The 17,615-nt window shown below is 69.1% G+C and carries 17 protein-coding genes; 6 read left to right on the top strand and 11 right to left on the bottom strand.

The features are described from left to right. Positions 1 to 24: 24 nt before the first annotated feature. On the top strand, positions 25 to 1,515 hold the full coding sequence (locus ISO16_RS26885) for a stealth family protein (protein WP_072634841.1): 1,491 nt from the start codon (positions 25 to 27) through the stop codon (positions 1,513 to 1,515). A gap of 111 nt (positions 1,516 to 1,626) precedes the next feature. Here ISO16_RS26885 and ISO16_RS26880 read toward each other — a convergent pair whose 3' ends face one another. Together ISO16_RS26880 and ISO16_RS26875 are read right to left on the bottom strand one after the other, a co-directional pair. Next, the gene (locus ISO16_RS26880; protein WP_072634840.1) at positions 1,627 to 2,586 is read right to left on the bottom strand and encodes a DUF1214 domain-containing protein; all 960 of its coding nucleotides are present in this window, start codon (positions 2,584 to 2,586) and stop codon (positions 1,627 to 1,629) included. Positions 2,587 to 2,704: 118 nt separating this feature from the next. Further along, complete coding sequence (locus ISO16_RS26875) at positions 2,705 to 3,496, bottom strand: IclR family transcriptional regulator (protein ID WP_170914062.1); 792 nt, start codon at positions 3,494 to 3,496, stop codon at positions 2,705 to 2,707. A gap of 162 nt (positions 3,497 to 3,658) precedes the next feature. Here ISO16_RS26875 and ISO16_RS26870 point away from each other — a divergent pair, with 162 nt between their 5' ends. From ISO16_RS26870 to dmpG, 3 genes are read left to right on the top strand one after another with little or no spacing between them, the layout of a single operon-like run. Beyond that, positions 3,659 to 4,489, top strand: coding sequence for a 2-keto-4-pentenoate hydratase (locus ISO16_RS26870; RefSeq protein WP_072634839.1), 831 nt, complete (start codon positions 3,659 to 3,661; stop codon positions 4,487 to 4,489). Continuing rightward, positions 4,486 to 5,463, top strand: coding sequence for an acetaldehyde dehydrogenase (acetylating) (locus ISO16_RS26865; RefSeq protein WP_072634838.1), 978 nt, complete (start codon positions 4,486 to 4,488; stop codon positions 5,461 to 5,463). The genes ISO16_RS26870 and ISO16_RS26865 overlap by 4 nt, the downstream gene beginning before the upstream one ends. Beyond that, the gene (dmpG, locus tag ISO16_RS26860) at positions 5,460 to 6,485 is read left to right on the top strand and encodes a 4-hydroxy-2-oxovalerate aldolase (RefSeq protein WP_072634837.1); all 1,026 of its coding nucleotides are present in this window, start codon (positions 5,460 to 5,462) and stop codon (positions 6,483 to 6,485) included. The genes ISO16_RS26865 and dmpG overlap by 4 nt, the downstream gene beginning before the upstream one ends. 68 nt (positions 6,486 to 6,553) lie before the next feature. Here the strand turns inward: dmpG and hcaB are convergent, their stop codons facing one another. The 7 genes from hcaB to ISO16_RS26825 all read right to left on the bottom strand — a co-directional run bounded on the left by hcaB (position 6,554) and on the right by ISO16_RS26825 (position 12,786). Beyond that, the gene (gene hcaB / locus ISO16_RS26855; RefSeq protein ID WP_072634836.1) at positions 6,554 to 7,351 is read right to left on the bottom strand and encodes a 3-(cis-5,6-dihydroxycyclohexa-1,3-dien-1-yl)propanoate dehydrogenase; all 798 of its coding nucleotides are present in this window, start codon (positions 7,349 to 7,351) and stop codon (positions 6,554 to 6,556) included. Continuing rightward, positions 7,338 to 7,712 (bottom strand): bifunctional 3-phenylpropionate/cinnamic acid dioxygenase ferredoxin subunit, encoded by a 375-nt coding sequence (locus tag ISO16_RS26850; protein WP_072634835.1) that lies wholly within the window; start codon positions 7,710 to 7,712, stop codon positions 7,338 to 7,340. Before ISO16_RS26850 ends, hcaB begins: the two co-directional genes overlap by 14 nt. Before the next feature lie 11 nt (positions 7,713 to 7,723). Continuing rightward, entirely contained in the window at positions 7,724 to 8,284 is a 561-nt protein-coding gene (locus tag ISO16_RS26845; protein ID WP_072634834.1) for an aromatic-ring-hydroxylating dioxygenase subunit beta, read from the bottom strand. Further along, entirely contained in the window at positions 8,281 to 9,612 is a 1,332-nt protein-coding gene (locus ISO16_RS26840; RefSeq protein ID WP_072634833.1) for an aromatic ring-hydroxylating oxygenase subunit alpha, read from the bottom strand. The genes ISO16_RS26845 and ISO16_RS26840 overlap by 4 nt, the downstream gene beginning before the upstream one ends. After that, positions 9,605 to 10,507, bottom strand: a complete 903-nt coding sequence (locus tag ISO16_RS26835; protein WP_230304442.1) for a VOC family protein — start codon at positions 10,505 to 10,507, stop codon at positions 9,605 to 9,607. Before ISO16_RS26835 ends, ISO16_RS26840 begins: the two co-directional genes overlap by 8 nt. A gap of 22 nt (positions 10,508 to 10,529) precedes the next feature. Then, on the bottom strand, positions 10,530 to 11,387 hold the full coding sequence (locus tag ISO16_RS26830) for an alpha/beta fold hydrolase (RefSeq protein ID WP_072634832.1): 858 nt from the start codon (positions 11,385 to 11,387) through the stop codon (positions 10,530 to 10,532). 139 nt (positions 11,388 to 11,526) lie between these two features. Further along, positions 11,527 to 12,786, bottom strand: coding sequence for an NAD(P)/FAD-dependent oxidoreductase (locus ISO16_RS26825; RefSeq protein ID WP_072634831.1), 1,260 nt, complete (start codon positions 12,784 to 12,786; stop codon positions 11,527 to 11,529). A 234-nt stretch (positions 12,787 to 13,020) separates the two neighbouring features. Here ISO16_RS26825 and ISO16_RS26820 point away from each other — a divergent pair, with 234 nt between their 5' ends. Continuing rightward, entirely contained in the window at positions 13,021 to 14,673 is a 1,653-nt protein-coding gene (locus ISO16_RS26820; RefSeq protein WP_072634890.1) for a helix-turn-helix domain-containing protein, read from the top strand. Between the two features lie 22 nt (positions 14,674 to 14,695). Here ISO16_RS26820 and ISO16_RS26815 read toward each other — a convergent pair whose 3' ends face one another. Both ISO16_RS26815 and ISO16_RS26810 read right to left on the bottom strand, forming a co-directional pair. Further along, complete coding sequence (locus ISO16_RS26815; protein ID WP_230304441.1) at positions 14,696 to 15,274, bottom strand: TetR/AcrR family transcriptional regulator; 579 nt, start codon at positions 15,272 to 15,274, stop codon at positions 14,696 to 14,698. Between the two features lie 73 nt (positions 15,275 to 15,347). Next, the gene (locus ISO16_RS26810) at positions 15,348 to 16,145 is read right to left on the bottom strand and encodes an IclR family transcriptional regulator (protein WP_256997141.1); all 798 of its coding nucleotides are present in this window, start codon (positions 16,143 to 16,145) and stop codon (positions 15,348 to 15,350) included. A 209-nt stretch (positions 16,146 to 16,354) separates the two neighbouring features. On the opposite strand from ISO16_RS26810, the gene ISO16_RS26805 reads away from it, so the two are divergent. Further along, positions 16,355 to 17,602, top strand: coding sequence for an FAD-dependent monooxygenase (locus ISO16_RS26805; RefSeq protein ID WP_230304439.1), 1,248 nt, complete (start codon positions 16,355 to 16,357; stop codon positions 17,600 to 17,602). Positions 17,603 to 17,615: the final 13 nt, after the last annotated feature.

Raw genomic sequence — 17,615 nt, 5'->3', positions numbered from 1 at the left:
CGGCTCCACGGCCACCCGGACATCGTGTGGTTCCGGGATCGCTATGCGATCCCCATCTCGACGACCACGCCGCACGAGGCGATGCTCGAGGATCTGCACTTCGTGCGCCGGGTCCTCGACGACGCCGGCATCGACTATCTGCTGGTCCGCGGCGACGGCACGCGCCCGGTGCTGGCGGTGGACTGGGCCGACCGCAAGGAGCTGCGCGCCGCACTGGTCGTCGCGTGCACCGACGAACCGTTCTACTCCAAGACGGTCGGCACCAAGCGGCGCCGACCGGTGCTCGTCGCCGACGGCCGGCTCTCCCACAGTTCCAAGGCTCGGGCGTTCCGCCTGTTCCGGCCGCGAGTCGAGCTGACCAGCGGGCTGCGGTACGGGGCGTCGAACGGGGTGCAGATCGAGCTGTGGTCGCACACCGACGACGAAATCCTCCTGCCGAAGGAGAACGCTCTGACCCGGCGCAGCGTGCCGCGGGAGGAGATCACCCGCACCACCGTCGAGCGCTACGGGCAGACGTGGCCGACGATCGAGGGGATGTTCGCGACCCATCCGTCGGACGTCCCGTTCGAGATCGACCTGGTGTTCTCGTGGGTGGACGGCTCGTCGAAGGAGTGGCAGGCCGAGCGCGCCAAGCGCATGCAGAACTACGTGGTGGGCGAGGGCGACGACTCCCCCGCACGCTTCCGGCAGATCAACGAGCTGAAGTACGCGCTGCGCTCCGTACACATGTATGCGCCGTGGATCCGGCGGATCTTCGTCGCGACCGACTCGGAGCGACCGGACTGGCTGGCCGACGACGGCCGGGTCACGTTCGTGCGCAGCGAGGAGTTCTTCGCCGACCCCTCGGTGCTGCCCACCCACAACTCGCAGGCCGTCGAGTGCCAGCTGCACCACATCCCGGGTCTGTCCGAGCACTTCCTGTACTCGAACGACGACATGTTCTTCGGCCGCGCGGTGGATCCGCAGATGTTCTTCTCCGCCGGCGGCGTCACGAAGTTCATCGAGGCGGACACCCGGATCGGGCTGGGCCGGAACCACAAGAAGCGCAGCGGTTTCGAGAACGCGGCGCGCGTGAATCGCCGGCTGCTCGAGGACCGGTTCGGGGTGACGATCACCCGGCACCTCGAACACACGCCGGTGCCCCTGCGCAAGAGCATCATGGCGGAGATGGAGCGGGAGTTCGCGGAGGAGTTCGCCGCGACGGCGGCGAGCACGTTCCGGGCCGCGGAGAACATCTCGGTGACGAACTCGTTCTACCACTACTACGCGCTGATGACCGGCCGCGCGGTGCAGCAGACGACGGCCCGCATGCGGTACGTCGACACGACGATGAAATCGGGGCTGCGCGAGCTGGACACGCTACTGGCGACGCGGAAGATGGACTTCTTCTGCCTCAACGACGGCAGCATGCCCGAGGTCGACCTCGAGCTGCGGACGGCCAAGGTCACCCAGTTCCTGGAGCGGTACTACCCGATCCCGGCCCCGTGGGAAACGGACCACCCGGGGCGGGCCTGACCTGCGCGGCGTAGTCCCATCCGGCGCACCGGGCCGTCCCGCTTATCCGCGGGGCGGCCCGGGCGCGGTGGAACGCGAACTCGGGGACGACGCCAGGGCCGGCGTCGACGCTCACCGCCCGTTCGGTGACGAGGCGAGGGCGGGAAACACCCAGCTTCCGTCGAGGATCTCCGGACGCGGGCGATACAGGCGAACGAGATAGTTCCACCCCTCCGTGACGGGAAGGTAATTGGCGCGGTCCGCCTCGTCGCCCCCACCGAAACGGACGGTGATCGAGCCGTCGGCGTTCGGCACGCCTGTGAGGTTGTTGATGCTGTAGGCGTGGTGCTCGTTCGGTTCGAAGAAGCCCTCGGCGTTGTAGACCGAGACGGACCAGAAGCCGTCGACGGGCACATCGCCGACGGTCAACTCGTACTCTCCGACCGGCAGTCCCGGATCGACGCCGATGTACACGGCCTCCTCGGTCGGAAGGCCGCCCCAGCCGGCGGCGGTACCGATCAGGTGCCGGACCGGGTCGACGGCGTTCCTGGCGCCGAACATCCGATCGAATCCGGTCAGGTCTCGTGCCAGGGCCAGGAGCGCCTCCCGCGTCGCGTCGAGGCTCGCACGGTCGTAGTCGGGCGCCGCGAACGGCGTCGACGAGCCGACTTCGAGACGGAACCGGTCCTGGAGCGAGACCACGGTGCGGACGTCGTCCGGATCGGAGGGATCGACGAGAATCCGCACCGCGACGGCGACGTACGGTGTCGGGAACTCGTCAGCGGTGAACTTGTGCTCTCCCGGGTCGTGGAGGATCCGATCGACATGGTGGTCCTGGTCGACCACCATCACGGACATGTACCGCCGACCGCCGTCGGGGATGGTGAGTGTCGCTCCCCCCGAGGTGTCGACGATCGCGAGGCTGTACAGGGTGTCGCGGTTCATCCGGATCACCGTCTGCTGCTCGACCGAGGCGGGCTCCCGGTTGTGCCGGAGCACATTGATGCCCCCGGCGTCCCGCTGAAGATCGAGAAACATCCGATCCGTCTCCGCGCGAACGAAGTTGTCCACATTCACCGGAATCGATGTCATGCGCGGCAGCCTAGACGACGAACGCCCCACGCGCTGTCCGATTCGTCCGCCTCCGCGACGGACCGGTGTCCCCTGCCGGAACTGCCGGGCCGGCCGCCGGGCACGGTGCGGCCCCGTCTCATTCCGGCTCCGACATCCGCGCGCGGCGCGCGAGGGTGGCGGCGACGCCGGCCGCGGCCGCGCGCACCGACGTGGCGTGCCGCTCGGGATGGAAGCGGGCCACGGGACCGGTGACACTGAGGGCCGCGATCGGCCGGTCGTCGGGGTCGAGTACCGGCGCGGCGACGCAGGTGATGCCCATCGCGGATTCCTCGCGTTCGTACGCGACCCCCTCGTCGACGATGCGTTCGAGCTGTGCGCGCAGCAGTCCGGGCCCGGACAGCGTCTTCGGGGTGCGCCGTTCGAGTGGCCCGGCGAGCACCCTCTCGATGATCTCCGGATCGGAGTATGCGAGGAGGGCCTTTCCGATGGCCGTGCAGTGCAGCGGCATTCGGCCGCCGAGACGGGACGGGGAGCGGGCCTGCCGGTGTCCCCCGATCTTGGAGATGTAGACCACTTCGGTGCCCTCGAGGATGCCGAGGTGCACCGTCTCGTGCGTCCGCTCGTACAGGTCCTCCATGAACGGGGTTGCGACCTCGATCAGGCTGCGTTCGGTGGACGCCCGCATTCCGAGTTCGAACAGTTGCCCGCTCAGCCGGTAGCCGGCCTGGGTGCGGTCGAGAAGGCGCACCTTGACGAGGTCGGAGACCAACCGGTGCAGGGTGCCCTTGGGGATGCCGGTGCGCCGGCCGAGTTCCGCGAGGCTGAGCCCGTGGTCGTCGACGGTGAACGCATACAGCACGGTGACGACCTTGCCGAGCACGGTGTTCGGGTCGATCTGCACGTCGCTGGGAGTGTGCACCGCATTCACCCTTTCGTCCGGTGACCTGGCGATTCGGGTCACCCGCCACTGTACGTTCCACTGAGTCGAACACTTTCCTGGCCGGATGCCGGCTCGCCCGGCGACAGTGGGCAGACCAATTCCCTTCGACCTTCCGGGACCGCCATGACCCCCTCCCCAGGAACCGACCGCATGCCGGCTCCGCCCTCCGCCGGCGGCGCCGCGACGGACGATCCGGCTGTACACGCGGCCTTCGTCCGGATCGACCACGCGGTGCGCACCCACTCACCGTGCCCGCCGGTGCGTGACCTCATCGGCAGCTCCGACATCGAGCGCGCCTACGCGGTCCAGACGAAACTGAACGCGGCACGCACGGCCGCCGGCGCTCGTGTGGTCGGTCGCAAGATCGGGCTCACGTCACCGGCGGTCCAGCGGCAACTCGGCGTGGACCGGCCCGACTTCGGTGTCCTGTTCGACGACATGCAGTACACCGAGGACGAACCCGTGCCCTTCCAGCGCCTGCTGCAACCGAAGGTCGAGGCGGAGATCGCCTTCGTGCTCGGGCAGGACCTCGCCGACGGCCCGCTCGACGACCGGCGCATCCGCGCCAGCGTCGACTACGCCGTCGCCGCCCTCGAGATCGTCGACAGCCGGATCGCAGGCTGGGACATCACCTTCGGGGACACGGTCGCCGACAACGCCTCGTCCGGGCTGTTCGTCCTCGGCACCCGGCGCCGCGGGCTCGACGAGTTCGAACCGGTCGACACCGAGATGGCGATGCGCGTCGACGGCGCGGCGGTGTCCACCGGGAACGGCGCGGCCTGCCTGGGCGACCCGCTGCGGGCCCTGGCGTGGCTCGCCGACACCGCCCGCCGGTTCGGTGAACCGCTCCGCGCCGGGCAGATCGTCCTGTCCGGGGCCCTCGGGCCGATGGCGCCCGTCCACCCCGGCTCCACCGTCACCGCGGACATCACCGGACTCGGTTCGGTGACCGCGACCTTCACCCAGGAGGACCACACATGAGCACCCGCAAAACACAGGTGGCCGTCATCGGCTCCGGCAACATCGGCACCGACCTGATGATCAAGGTGATCCGGAACTCGACCAATCTCGAGATGGGCGCCATGGTCGGCATCGATCCCGACTCGGACGGCCTGGCCCGCGCCCGCCGGCTGGGTGTCCCCACCACCGCCGACGGCGTGGCGGGCCTGATCGGCCTGCCGAACTTCGACGAGATCGGCTTCGTGTTCGACGCGACGTCGGCACGGGCGCACCGGGCCAACGCCCGCGCGCTCGAACCCTACGGCAAGCGGCTGATCGACCTCACGCCCGCAGCGATCGGCCCCTTCGTCGTTCCCGCCGTCAACCTCGACGCACACCGGCACGCCCCGAACGTCAACATGGTCACCTGCGGTGGGCAGGCAACCATCCCCGTCGTGGCGGCGGTCTCGCGCGTCACGCCCGTCGCCTACGCCGAGATCGTCGCGTCCATCGCGTCGAAGTCCGCCGGACCCGGCACCCGCGCGAACATCGACGAGTTCACCGAGACAACGGCGCACGCGATCGAGTCGGTCGGCGGCGCGGCCCGGGGCAAGGCGGTGATCGTCCTGAACCCTGCCGAGCCGCCGCTGATCATGCGGGACACCGTGTTCTGCCTGATCTCCGAGCCGAGCGCGGTCGTGCACGACGCCGTCCGGGAGTCGATCGAGCGGATGGTCGCCGACGTCGCCGCCTACGTGCCGGGCTACCGGCTCAAGCAGCGGGTGCAGATCACCCCGGTCCCGGAGGGGCAACCGGTGCATACCCTGCTCGCCGACGGCGCCCCGACCACACCCACCCACCAGGTGTCGGTATTCCTCGAGGTCGAGGGTGCCGCCCATTACCTGCCCGCGTACGCGGGCAATCTCGACATCATGACCTCGGCGGCCCTGCGGTTCGCGGAGGCCGCCGCCGAGACGGACACCGCGCGCGCGGCAGAACTGGAGACCACCCGATGACGACCGAACTGTTCATCCAGGACGTCACGCTCCGGGACGGGATGCACGCCGTTCGGCACCGCATCACCCCGGACGACGTGGGCCGTATCGTGGCCGCGCTGGACGCGGCCGGCGTCGACGCCATCGAGGTCGCCCACGGTGACGGCCTGGCCGGCGGCAGCCTCAACTACGGACCGGGCAGCCACACCGACTGGGAGTGGATCGAGGCCGCGGCCGCGAACGTGTCCCGGGCGCGCCTCACCACCCTGCTCCTGCCCGGGATCGGCACGATCCGCGAACTCGAACACGCCTACCGGCTCGGGGTCCGCTCGGTGCGCGTGGCCACGCACTGCACCGAGGCGGACGTCTCGGCCCAGCACATCGCCACGGCCCGCGAGCTGGGCATGGACGTCTCCGGATTCCTCATGATGAGCCACATGGCACCGCCCGCCGAGCTGGCGCGACAGGCGAAGTTGATGGAGTCCTACGGCGCGCACTGCGTCTACGTCACCGACTCCGGCGGTCGTCTGACCATGGACGGGGTACGCGAACGGGTTCGGGCCTACCGGAACGTGCTCGACCCGGGCACCGAGATCGGCATCCACGCCCACGAGAATCTGTCGTTGTCGGTGGCGAACTCCGTGGTCGCCGTCGAGGAAGGTGTCACTCGCGTCGACGCCTCCCTGGCCGGCCACGGCGCCGGCGCCGGCAACTGCCCGCTCGAGGCGTTCGTCGCCGTCGCCGACCTGCAGGGCTGGACCCACGGCAGCGACCTGTTCGCGCTGCAGGACGCCGCCGACGACCTGGTCCGGCCGCTTCAGGATCGGCCGGTCCGGGTGGACCGCGAGACCCTCACCCTCGGCTACGCCGGCGTGTACTCCTCGTTCCTCCGCCACGCGGAGGCAGCGTCCGAGCGCTACGGCATCGACGTGCGCACCCTCCTGCTCGAGGTCGGGCGGCGCGCGCTCGTCGGCGGGCAGGAGGACATGATCGTCGACATCGCCCTCGACCTGCTGGGGGACCGTGCCGGCAGCCCGGCGTGACCCGGGATCCGCATACGCGCGGGGGCGGGTCTGTCGCGAACGACAGACCCGCCCCGGTCGCTGCGCCGTCAGACGGCGTCGGTCCGCTTGGGTGTTCCCCAACTGCTGACGTCCACCACCGTTCCCGTCACGGTCGCGGAATCGTCACGGCACGCGAGATAGAGGTAGGCGCCCACGTAATCGTCGGGTTCCACCTCGATCTGCAGCGCGCCGTTGTCGCGCACCATCTGCCGGATCGGAATCGCATCGGCCACCGAGCGGTCGGCGAGCCCCATCGCGCCGGGCCCGCGCAGGTCGGTGGCCATGCCGCCGGGAGCGACCGCATTGACCCGAACCTCCGGGGCAAGTTCGTACGCCAGCTGCCGCACGAGTCCCACGCCGGCATGCTTGGACGAGACGTACAGCGGCCCACCGCCGCCCGGGAAGAAGGCCGCGTTGGACAGGGTGAAGATCATGCTGCCGCGGGAGGACTTCAGGTGCGGCACTGCGGCCTTCGCACCGAGCAGATAGCCCTTCACGTTGACGGAGAACAATTCGTCGAACCCGGTACCCAGTTCTTCCGGCGACGCGTCGAGCAGCGAACGACCGAAGTCCCAGACCCCGGCGTTACCGACGAAGGTGTCGAGAGCACGGAACTCGCGCACGGCGAGATCGGCCGCTTCCTTGTTGTCGGCGAACGAGGTGACGTCGCCCGTCAGGGTGCGCACGCTGGTGCCGAACGCCTCGCGCAGTGCGGTCAGCTTCGGCTCCGACCTGTCGAGCACGGTCACGCGAGCGCCGTTCTCGACGAACCTTCTGACCAGGGCGTGGCCGAGCCCGGATCCGCCGCCGGTCACGAGAATCGACCTTCCGTCAAGCCGTCCCACTACGGGCTCCTTCCTTCAGTTCGTACGAGTCGGGAAGTCCGACGTGGATGTCGCCGCCCTCGACACGGACCGGGTGCGTGCGGACCGCGGTCGTCGCGGGCGGACTCAGGGGCCGGCCGGTTCGGAGACAGAACTTCGCCATGTGGAGCGGGCATTCCACGACGCAGTTCTCGATCCATCCGTCGGCGAGGGAGTACGTCTCGTGCGTACACGTGTCGTCGACGCAGAAGTACTCCCCGTTCGACCTGAACACCGACACCGGCGGACGCGAGTCGAGCCGCACCGCGTCGTCGTCGTCGAGGTCGCCGACCGCGCAGACACGAACCCACCGCGTGTTCTCACTGGGTGATTCAGCCGTCATCGTCGGTAACCTCACAGGAAGATGCTGATGCTGGGGGCGAGGATCGTGGTCTGCTCGAGGACGATCCGGCGCTCGCGGATCTTGAAGGGCAGGGCGCCGCTGTGGTGGCGCAGCACATCGAAGCGCTCACCGACGAACCAGTCCTGGTGCCGCTCGAGCCGGCTGCGGTAGACCCAGAAGTTGCACACCACGTCGAGATCGCCGTCCTCGCGGTGCGCGACACGGACATTGGTCAGCAACCGCCGGGTGCGCGACGGTGGCTCCTCCGACCACGACAGGCCCGAGGTCAGCCGCCGGACCCTGCCCCGCAGAAAGGGGAAGTCGTCGTCGATGAACGCGCCCTCGTCCGGGCCGGAGATCTCGGCGTCGCGTTCCCGGAACGTGCGGGTCATGCGGGTGGGCGCCCAGTAGTGCACGTCCTCCCCGAAGAACTCGAGCCATTCGTGGTAGCGGTGGTTGTCGAGGTGTTCCGCCTCGGCATACAGGAATTGCTCGACCGCGTGCTGCAGATGCACGTCGGCGCGCTGGACGGCCGCGGGCAGCCCGTCGGCGCTGCGGGTTTCGGTGGTCATCGGCTCTCTCCTGTGTGTTCGGAGCGCCTGGCCTCGTCGGCCCGGCGGAGGATCTCGTCCCACGGCAGGCCGTCGACGAGATCCAGCCACCGCCCGTAGAACCCGCGGGCGGCGGTTTCGCTGTAGACATCGTTGGACAGGCCGGGAAGACCGTGACTGTCCCGTTCCTCGAATCCCATCCCCATCTGGACGTTGAACTCGGTGCTGCGCGACTTCCAGCCTCGCAGCACTTGCTGCACCTCGGTCCAGTTCTCACCGTCATCGGTCTCGAAGACCCCGGCCGGGCTGAAGGACCGCTGGGTGCCCCGCCGCATCCCCTCCTTGGCCTCCGGCGACGCATCCTTCGGTACGAACGTCCATGCCCACACTTCGATCTGTCCGGGACCGCGCGGATGCCACACGCGCATCGTGTTCACGGGTCCGAGCCAGGAGAAGTTCGGGAAGATCAGATTGTGCCCCGAGACCTTGACGGCGCGGTCGGCTCCGATCCGCCGGAAGACTTCGTCGCGATGTGCGGTCTGCCAGGCGCTGTACTCGGGGCCTGCGTGCAGGTCGGGCCCGAACTCGGGGAGCCAGAAGCTCCCCGATCCGTGGCCGTCGCCGGCGAACTGCCGGCCCGGCGCGTCGGGCGGCGGGTTGAGCAGACCGTGGTAGGCCGGATCCTCGTGCAGGGCCAGCATCGCCGACGAATGCGAGATCGCCGCGTGATACATGTCGCTGGCGAACTGCTCCGCCGGCAGCTTCCAGTTGCAGTCGATGACCCACTTCGCGGCGCCCTTGACGAACTCGACGCCGTTGTCCCATCGATCGATGGTCGCGTCGAAGTAGTACGCCATCTCGCCCAGATACTCGACGAAGTCCGGCACCTCGTCCGACCAGGTACCGAAGTGGAACCCCCGGTAGCTCGCGATGCGGGGGACCTTCGTGGCGCCCCAGGAGGATTTGTCGATCCGGTCACGGTATCCGCGTTGCTGCTGCGGCACGTTGATGAGGTTGCCCTCGAGGTCGTACGACCAGCCGTGGTAGGTGCACGTGAACGCGCGACTCGTGCCCTCGTCCGATCGGCAGATCCGCATCCCCCGATGCCGGCACTGATTGAGGAACGCCTTCACCGAGCCGTCTCGCTGGCGCACGACCAGAACCGGATCCTCACCCATGTACGTCTGGACGAACGACCCGGGTTTCGGCAACTGACTGTCGTGCGCGAGGAAGAGCCAGGTACGGCCGAACACCCGCTCGAGCTCCAGTTCGTAGATGCCCGGGTCGGTGTAGATGGTGGGGTTGAGTCGGCCGTGAGCGGGGTCGACCAGCGCACGCATGTCACTCATCGTCGGCCCCCACTGCCACGGCGCTGGGGACGTCGGCAAGGACCTGATGGCCCCACGTGCTGGCCGACCGGTAGTGACCGACAGTCCACGAGTCGTCGTCCACGAGTCTGCCGTTCCACCCGTACTCGATCGCGAACCCGGACGGTGTGGACAGATAGAACGAGGTCATCGCGTCGTTGGTATGTTCCCCGAGGGCACGCACGACCTGCCCTGGCGTCTCCATCGCCAGATCGAGTGCACGGCCGACGGAGTCGAGGCGGCTGACTTCGAGCATCACATGGCCGATCCCCGGTTCGAAACCCGGGATGGCGGCGAGCGCCACCGTATGGTGACGCGGATTGCAGTGCAAGAAGACTGCATTGGTCGGGCCGAAGGCGATGGTGTCGCTGGGGCGGAAGCCCAGCATCGACTGGTAGAACTCGGCGGATCGCTGCGCGTCGGATGCGAAGAGGAACACATGCCCGAGGCCGAGATCGCCGGTGACGAAGTCGATTCCCCGCGGCGACACGAACGGGATGTGGTCGTGCGGATGACCATACACGACCTCGATCGGGTTGCCGTCGGGGTCATCGAAGGCGATGAGCCGCTGCACATGCCGTGCACGCGCCAGATCGGCATCCTCCGAGACCGGGACCGAGTTCGCGACCAGGCGGCGGGCGAGCGCGTCGAGGTCCTCGCTGGTCCGCGTCTCGAACCCGAGGGCGAGCAGGGCGTCCGCCCCGGGGGGACCGTCCTCGACCGTCAGCCGATACTCACGCTCGTCGAACCGGAAGCGGGCCTCGGTGGGGTCGTCGGACGGCACGAGTTGGGCTCCGACGATTCGAGTGGCGAACTCCCTCCACTCGTCGACAGGGCCGCGCACCCGCAGGTATGCAAGAGCCTTCACAGTGCTCACGGGATTTCCTTTCGTTGACATCTCAGATCCGGCCGCGCAGGAACAGCGTGCTGAGCTGGACGAACCGATCGGCCTGTTCGATCTGCGCCCAATGACCGCAGTGCGGCATGACATGCAGGCGCGCGTTGGGGATTCGCCGGGCGAGCCATTCGCTGCTCTCGGCAGGGACCACCGAGTCCTCGCGGCCGTGGACCAGCAGAACATCATTGCGGATCCGCCGCAGCGATGTCTCCGGGACACGGAGGCCCGGAAGCCCGGGACCGGATTGCGGAAGCCCGAAGGTGAGGAGATGGGATCGGCGCACGTCCGGACGCAGCGCCGTCTCGAGCCGGTCCCGGGCGATCGAGTCGATCTCGTCGCCGAACAGGTCCGGATCGTGGAGCATGTACGAGATCAGCTGCTTCATACTCTCGAGCGTGGGGTCGTTATAGAACTCGATGAGCTTGAGCAATTCCCCGGTCGGCGCGGTGTTGCCGCCGCCACCGGCCCCCATGCCGATGACCTTCCCGATCCGGTCCGGGGCGACGGTCAGCATGTTCAGGGCGACGACCCCACCCAGCGAGTTCCCCACGAGGTGCACGCTGTCGAGGCCGAGGGCGTCGACCAGCGCCAGGTTGCTCAGTACGAGCTGCCGCACACGTCCGCTCGGGGGGAGCTCGGCCGGGTGACTCGAGTCGCCCCAGCCCACCTGGTCGATCACAAGACAGTCATAGTCGTCCGCGAAGGCGGAAACGGTCGCGGCATAGTTCGACAACCCGGTGGCACCGGGCCCCGATCCGTGCAGGAACAGAATCGTCTCCCCGGTGCGCGGGCCGGCTCTGTTGAGCCGGATGCGGAAACCGCCGGCTTCGACGTCCGAAGTCTCCATTGTTGTCGTCATCGTCATCCTCTCTACGTCCGGGTGTGCCCAGATTTCACCCCGGGCCGCGGTGGGTGGGGCCACGCCACGGGGCACCTGAAACGCCCTGGCCCGGGCGAATCTGGCTGTGGAATAGATTCAGGTCGAGTCTGTTTCGGGATCACCCGGTGACGTCGATGTCGCGCCGGACGTCCGGGCTCCTCAGTTGGCGGACCAGCCTGCGCAGGTCGGTACCCGCGAACCGCAGAGTCTCGTCCGGAACTGCAATCCTGTTTTCCGCCAAGATTTTTGCCGATCGGACATCGCGCGGCTCGTCCAGGGCGGCTGCGGCGGCAACACGCCCGTCGCGCACCCAGAAGGCCACGAATCCGGGTTCGGTGGTCGAGTCACGGACAACGACGCGGTCGCCGGGCCGCCCGCGCCCGTACATCTGCAGCGTGTGCTGGTACTGGTGCGACCAGAAGTAGGGAATTTCGCGGTTGACGGTCGCGTTCCCCGCCATCGAGGCTCCGACGGCCGCACCGTGCCGGCGGGCCACGTCCCAGTGCTCGATCCGACCCCGGTGACCGAGATGCGGGTTGACGTGCGCGGCGATGTCTCCGGCCGCCCAGATCCAGGGGTCGCTGCTGCGGCCCAGGTCGTCGACGGTGATGCCGTCGGCGCAGGCTACTCCCGCCTGTCTCGCGAGCCCGTCGTTGGGGACGACACCGCACCCGACGACGACGGTGGCCGCGTCGAGACGTTCGCCGGTCGACAGCCGCACCGACTCCACAGCGCGCGAGCCCGCGAACGCCTCGACCGTGCGGCGCGTCAGGATGCGCACCCCCCGTTCCGTGTGCAGCCGGCAGATGCGCCGGGCGATCTCCGGGCCGACGGCCGCCAGGAGGGGGAGCTCGCCGAGTTCGACGACGGTGACGTCGATTCCGCGGTCCACCGCGGCCGCAGCGACCTCGAGACCGACGAACCCTCCGCCCACAACGACGAGCGGCCCACCCGCCCTCAGCCGGGCGGACAAGGCCGCGGCGTCGGCCGCATCCCGCAGCGTGAGGATGTTTCCGAGGGCGGCCCCGGGAACGTCCAACCGCCGTGCCGCCACGCCGGTGGTGAGCAGCACCCGGTCCGCGACAAGCTCTTCCCCGTCGGATGTGTCGATGCGCCGGTCCGACGGTCGAAGCCGGCGCACCCCGACACCGAGGCGCAACTCGATGTCCAGGCGCCGGTACTCCGTCTCGGCCACAATCTCCCGCAGTCTCCGGTCGGACAGGTACTCCTTCGACAGTGGCGGGCGTTCGTAGGGTGTATGAGGGTCGGCGTCGACGACGGTGATTCGACCGGCGAATCCGTTGTCTCTCATCGCCGACGCCGCGGCCAGGCCGGCGGCGCCGGCGCCGACGACGACGTGGTGCTTGTTTCGGGTCAAGGTGCCATCTCCTTCACGGAGCGGTTGGGAGGTGCCCCACTCCGCAGGCATGTTGTACGGATCACAGTAGGTTCGCGTGGACACCGGCGTCCATCGACTGTTCCGTGCGCCGGAACTCCAACCGGGACGATCCCATGAAGTGTGATGCGGCCCAGCATTTCTCTCATCTGCGGACCCGAATCGGCACGGCGAATCCGCCGGAGCACGGCCGTGGTCGAGCGTATGCTCACCGCCATGCCTGTCGAACGATCCGGGCGCGCTCAGTACACCGACATCCTGACTGCTCTTCGCGACATCGTCGCGGCCGACAGTGCCGACGTCGTGGTGCGCGCGGCACTCACCTCGGCGCGCGCCACCGCGCGTGCCGACGCGGCGTTCTGGATGGACGCCCGCGAGGACGGTCTCCACATGGTGGCCGGGTCGGGTCTGAGTCAGCCCGAAGTCCATGCCCTGAGCCACATACCGCCCGACCGGGGGCTCGGAGGCGAAGTGCTGCGCAGCGGCGGACCGGTGTCGACACCCGACTACAGCGCGGACCCCCGGGCGATCCCCCGGATGCGGCAGCTGCTGGAACGAGAAGGACTGGTCTCGGCGGCGGCGGTGCCGGTGAGCGGAGCCGCACACGTCGACTCGGTGCTGTATGTGGTGTCGCGCGCACGCCGCCCCGTCGAGTCGGCGGAGCTGCGCGCGCTGGCCGGTCTCGCGTCGATGGCCGGGGAGCTGCGCGAGCGGGCCGTGGAACGAGCACGCGCCGCGCAGGACCTGCGGACGCTCGAGGACGACCGCGAGCGGTCCCGCGCCGAGCGGGAGCTGTATCTGGCCACGGCCGAATCGATGCTCTCCGGTGCCGGCCTCGACCACTGCCTCGAACTCGCAGGCGACGCGTGGGGCGCATCGGTGCACCTCGAGGGGCCGAACGGCCGCCCGCCGCGGCCGGGCAACCCGACCGTCGACCGAAGCCGCACGACGGGGTGCGTGCGGGAGTTCCGCGTCCCCGGAACGGACAACGCAACGCTGACCCTGCGTGGGGCCGCCGCCACCGGGGACGACTCGGTGCGCGTGCTGGCGGCTCTCGTCGGGATGGACCTCGCGCGGCACCGTGCCGCCCTCGAAACCGAGATCCGCCTCACCGATCACTTGGTGCGGAGCCTGCTGGACGGGTCGAAGGACGAGCTGCGCCGGCTGTGGCATCGGGCTCTGCTGGTCGGGCTCGATCTCGGCGTCCCTCGAGCGGTCGTCGCCGTGGGAGGTGACCGGCACGTGGATCGGGCACTGCTCGACACCCTGGGCCGGCGGGTGCGGTCTCGGGTCCCCGACGCGCAGCTGACCACGTTCGAGGGCGACGCGTTCGTGCTGTGGCCCGTGCGCGGCGACGCGGAATCGACCGTCCTCGCAACGCACCTCGCTACGATCGTCGAGGAGTGCCGCCCACACGTGCTCGGCGCCGGCATCGGTCCGGTCTGTCGCCGGGCCGAGGACTATCCCGCGGCCGTGCGCGAGGCCCGCTTCGCGCTGCGCGTCGGTGTCCACGGACGACGCGAACGCGCCGTCGTCACCGTCGAGTCTCTCGGAATGTACCGCCTCTTCGCGCACGTCGGCGGGGTCGACGCACTGGCGGCCGCGGCGGAGGAATCGTTGGCTCCGGTGCTTCGCGCCGACACCCGCGACGGCTCCGATCTGCTGCACACGCTGCAGACGTATCTGGAGAAGGACCGGCGAGCGGCCGAAACGGCCCGTGCACTGCACGTTCACGTCAACACGTTGCGCTACCGCATCGAACGCGTCTGCAAGCTGCTCCGCGTCGATCTCGACGACCCGGATGCTCGCTTCTTCCTGCTGCTGGCGCTGCGGTTGAGCACCGTCGTGGGACGCCGGGACGGCCGCTGACGCGGGCCGCGCGACCGTGCTCCTACGGGCCGGCGCCGCGATCGGCGCCCTGGGCGACGATGTCGGCGCGCAACATCCGGTAGAGGGCGCCGATCTTGCGTTCGAGGTACGCCGCGTCCCCCCCGGACTCGATGACGGCGCCGCGCACGAACGTCACGCTGGTCAGAGCGAGTTCGACCGCGAGCGCGCGCGGGTCCACCACACCGGCCTCTTGCGCGAACGGCTCGATGACGTCCACCAGCTGGTCGCGGGCATAGCCGGTGGCCTTCGCCACCACAGCGGCGAGTTCCGGGTCGGCCGCCCCGTGCCACACGATGTCCGCCTCGAGCTGGAAGTACGAGATGTGTTCGGCGATGGTTGCGGCCGCAGCCGACCAATACGCGCGCATCGCCTCCTCGGTGGATCCGGAAATATCCACCGCCCGAGGAAGATTGGCGAAGAACCTCCGGCTTCCCCGCTCGATCACCGCGGCGAGCAGGCCGGACTTGCTCTTGAAGTGGTGATAGATCGATCCGACGGGAAGCCCCGATGCACGCCGGATGTCCGCGATGGAGGTCCGGTGGTAGCCCTGAGCCGCCATCAACTCCTCCGCGACGTTCATCAAGTGATCGCGACTGTTCTGTGAAATTGCCTCCGCGCCGGCCATGGATCCGGTCCCCACCTCCTCGACTCGTCTAGACAGATACGTAACGCGCCCCGAGCGACCGGCCGATCGCGGCCGACGCCTCCCGCAACGGCGAGACGAGTTGCTCTCCGGTGCCGTACCCGCTCGGAAACGCCACGGAGATCGCCGCGACCGCGTCGTCGCCCACCAGGACGGGAACCCCTACGCACGCCAGGCCTTTCGCAGATTCCTCGCGATCGAGCGCGTACCCGGAGATGCGGACGCGCTCGAGACACGTGTGCAGGTCGTCCGGACGCACGATCGTGCTGGGTGTGCGCGGGACGAGGACGCGAGATCGCGACGGCGCGGGGCCGAGGGGTGTGTGTGCGAGCAGAGCCTTGCCGACCGCCGTGGCATGAGCCGGCAGCCTGCCACCCACCGAGGCCGGGGTCGACGTTGCACTACCGGTCATCTTCGCCAGATAGACCACGTCGTTTCCGCGCAGGACTGCAAGGTTCACGGTCTGCCGGGTGGCCCGGTGGATTCGTTCGAGGAACGGCAGCGCAGCGTCACGGAGTTCGAGCTCGGCGGAGCAGAGTCCCACCGAGAACAACCGCAGTCCCACCTGATACCGGTCGTCGATACGCTCGACGGCGCCCACCTCCTGCAGCATCGCGAGGAGACGGTGCGTCGTGGACTTGGGCAACCCGCTTCCGCGCGCGAGTTCGCTCAGTGTCATGGACCGTCGGGACTGAGTGAATACACCCAGGATCTCGAATGCCCGCCCGAGCAACGATGCGGTAGCCGCACGATCGTCCGGCGCCGAAACACTGCGGCATTCCAGTCCGGGACGAGGATCTCCTGCCATAACGCCTCCAAGCTGGCTAGAACGATCGTTCCAATGAGGCTATCCACCGACCGGCACCCTGTCAACGAATCACGCCCGCCGCACCGCCTGCGCCCCTCGGGGTCGCGTCCACGTGCCCACCGCCTCGAGTCGATGCCCACAACACCCGGCCCGATCGCTGGACAAGTCATCCATTGAGCACCGATCCGGGTCCGGCCACAGTCGAAGCCATGACATCCGAATCCCCCTCTCCCCCGGACCCGACCTCGGCGCCACGAATTCAGGTCCTGGTCGTCGGCGCCGGCCCCGTCGGACTCGTGGCGGCCCTCGCCGCGCACTCACACGGCCTCCGGACGACAATCCTCGAGGCTGAGGACAGCAACCGGCTCCGACCCGGAAGCCGCGCGACCTACCTCTACCGCGAAACGCTGGACCAGCTCGACGCCTTCTCCCCCGGCCTGGGCGCGCGGCTCGCCCACGAGGGCGTGACCTGGCCGCGTATCCGTTCGACGTACCACGGCCGCACCGTGTACGAACGGACCTTTCCGCGCGCGCCCCACGGCGCGTTCGGCGCCAGCATCTCGCAGCGGCTGCAGGAGCGGGCAATGCTCGAGCACGTCGAGAAGGCCGGGATTCCGATCCGGTGGGGCAGTCGGGTCGGCGGCGTGTCGTCCACCGAGAACGGGGTCACCGTCCACCTCGTGGACGGCAGCACGATCGACGCAGACTACGTCGTAGCCGCCGACGGTGCGCACTCTGCGGTACGCACGTCGCTGGGAATCGACATGGAGGGTCCGCGGTCCGACGCGTCCTTCGTCATCGTGGACGTCGACGAGGTTGCCGACGACCCGCTGCCCCTCGTGCGGGAGTTCCACTACCGGCACCCGGCGGTCGAAGGACGCAATGTCCTCGTCCTGCCCTTCCAGGGCGGATGGCGCCTCGACCTCCAGGCACGCCGAGACGACGACGTCGAGGCCCTCCAGTCGGCCGACGGCACCGCCGCCTGGGTCGCGGCCATCCTCGGCGAACGCTACCGCGATCGCATCGCGTGGGTCTCGCGCTATCGATTCCACCGCGCGGTCGCCGCGCGATTCACGGACCCGCACAACCGGGTGTTCCTCGCGGGTGAAGCGGCGCACCTGTTCGCACCGTTCGGCGGCGGACGCGGATTGAACTCCGGAGTGCGCGACGCGCAAGCCGCGATCGAGGCGTTCGCCGCCGCAGCTCGCGACGGTGGGGACGCCGCCGCCCGGGAACAGGTCGGCGCGACGGGCGAGACACGCCGCCGTGCAGGACATTTCAACGCCGATGCTGCCGGAGGCGCGCTCGCCCAGATGGAGGCGAACACCGTGTTCGACCGTGCCGCGCAATGGGGTGCGGCGTTCGCCGCGCGCTGGTGGAGCCGGCCGGGAATGTGGCTGGACAGCCGGGTGACATCCGGTTCCGCCGAGCGCTTCTCGCCGTCCACCCGATTCTGACCATCACCGCACG

Source organism: Rhodococcus sp. M8, from assembly GCF_015654185.1.
Taxonomy (GTDB): Bacteria; Actinomycetota; Actinomycetes; order Mycobacteriales; family Mycobacteriaceae; genus Rhodococcus; species Rhodococcus aetherivorans.
Note: the sequence above shows the minus strand (reverse complement) of the source record. Positions and strands in the feature narration are given on the sequence as shown.

What these genes read in the sequence shown, in the direction of transcription:
- ISO16_RS26845 (WP_072634834.1), bottom strand. Translation starts at nt 8,284, where the DNA reads ATGACCACCGAAACCCGCAGCGCCGACGGGCTGCCCGCGGCCGTCCAG.
- ISO16_RS26870 (WP_072634839.1), top strand. Translation starts at nt 3,659, where the DNA reads ATGCCGGCTCCGCCCTCCGCCGGCGGCGCCGCGACGGACGATCCGGCT.
- ISO16_RS26820 (WP_072634890.1), top strand. Translation starts at nt 13,021, where the DNA reads ATGCCTGTCGAACGATCCGGGCGCGCTCAGTACACCGACATCCTGACT.
- ISO16_RS26810 (WP_256997141.1), bottom strand. Translation starts at nt 16,145, where the DNA reads ATGGCAGGAGATCCTCGTCCCGGACTGGAATGCCGCAGTGTTTCGGCG.
- ISO16_RS26805 (WP_230304439.1), top strand. Translation starts at nt 16,355, where the DNA reads ATGACATCCGAATCCCCCTCTCCCCCGGACCCGACCTCGGCGCCACGA.
- ISO16_RS26840 (WP_072634833.1), bottom strand. Translation starts at nt 9,612, where the DNA reads ATGAGTGACATGCGTGCGCTGGTCGACCCCGCTCACGGCCGACTCAAC.
- ISO16_RS26815 (WP_230304441.1), bottom strand. Translation starts at nt 15,274, where the DNA reads ATGAACGTCGCGGAGGAGTTGATGGCGGCTCAGGGCTACCACCGGACC.
- ISO16_RS26830 (WP_072634832.1), bottom strand. Translation starts at nt 11,387, where the DNA reads ATGACGACAACAATGGAGACTTCGGACGTCGAAGCCGGCGGTTTCCGC.
- ISO16_RS26850 (WP_072634835.1), bottom strand. Translation starts at nt 7,712, where the DNA reads ATGACGGCTGAATCACCCAGTGAGAACACGCGGTGGGTTCGTGTCTGC.
- dmpG (WP_072634837.1), top strand. Translation starts at nt 5,460, where the DNA reads ATGACGACCGAACTGTTCATCCAGGACGTCACGCTCCGGGACGGGATG.
- ISO16_RS26865 (WP_072634838.1), top strand. Translation starts at nt 4,486, where the DNA reads ATGAGCACCCGCAAAACACAGGTGGCCGTCATCGGCTCCGGCAACATC.
- ISO16_RS26880 (WP_072634840.1), bottom strand. Translation starts at nt 2,586, where the DNA reads ATGACATCGATTCCGGTGAATGTGGACAACTTCGTTCGCGCGGAGACG.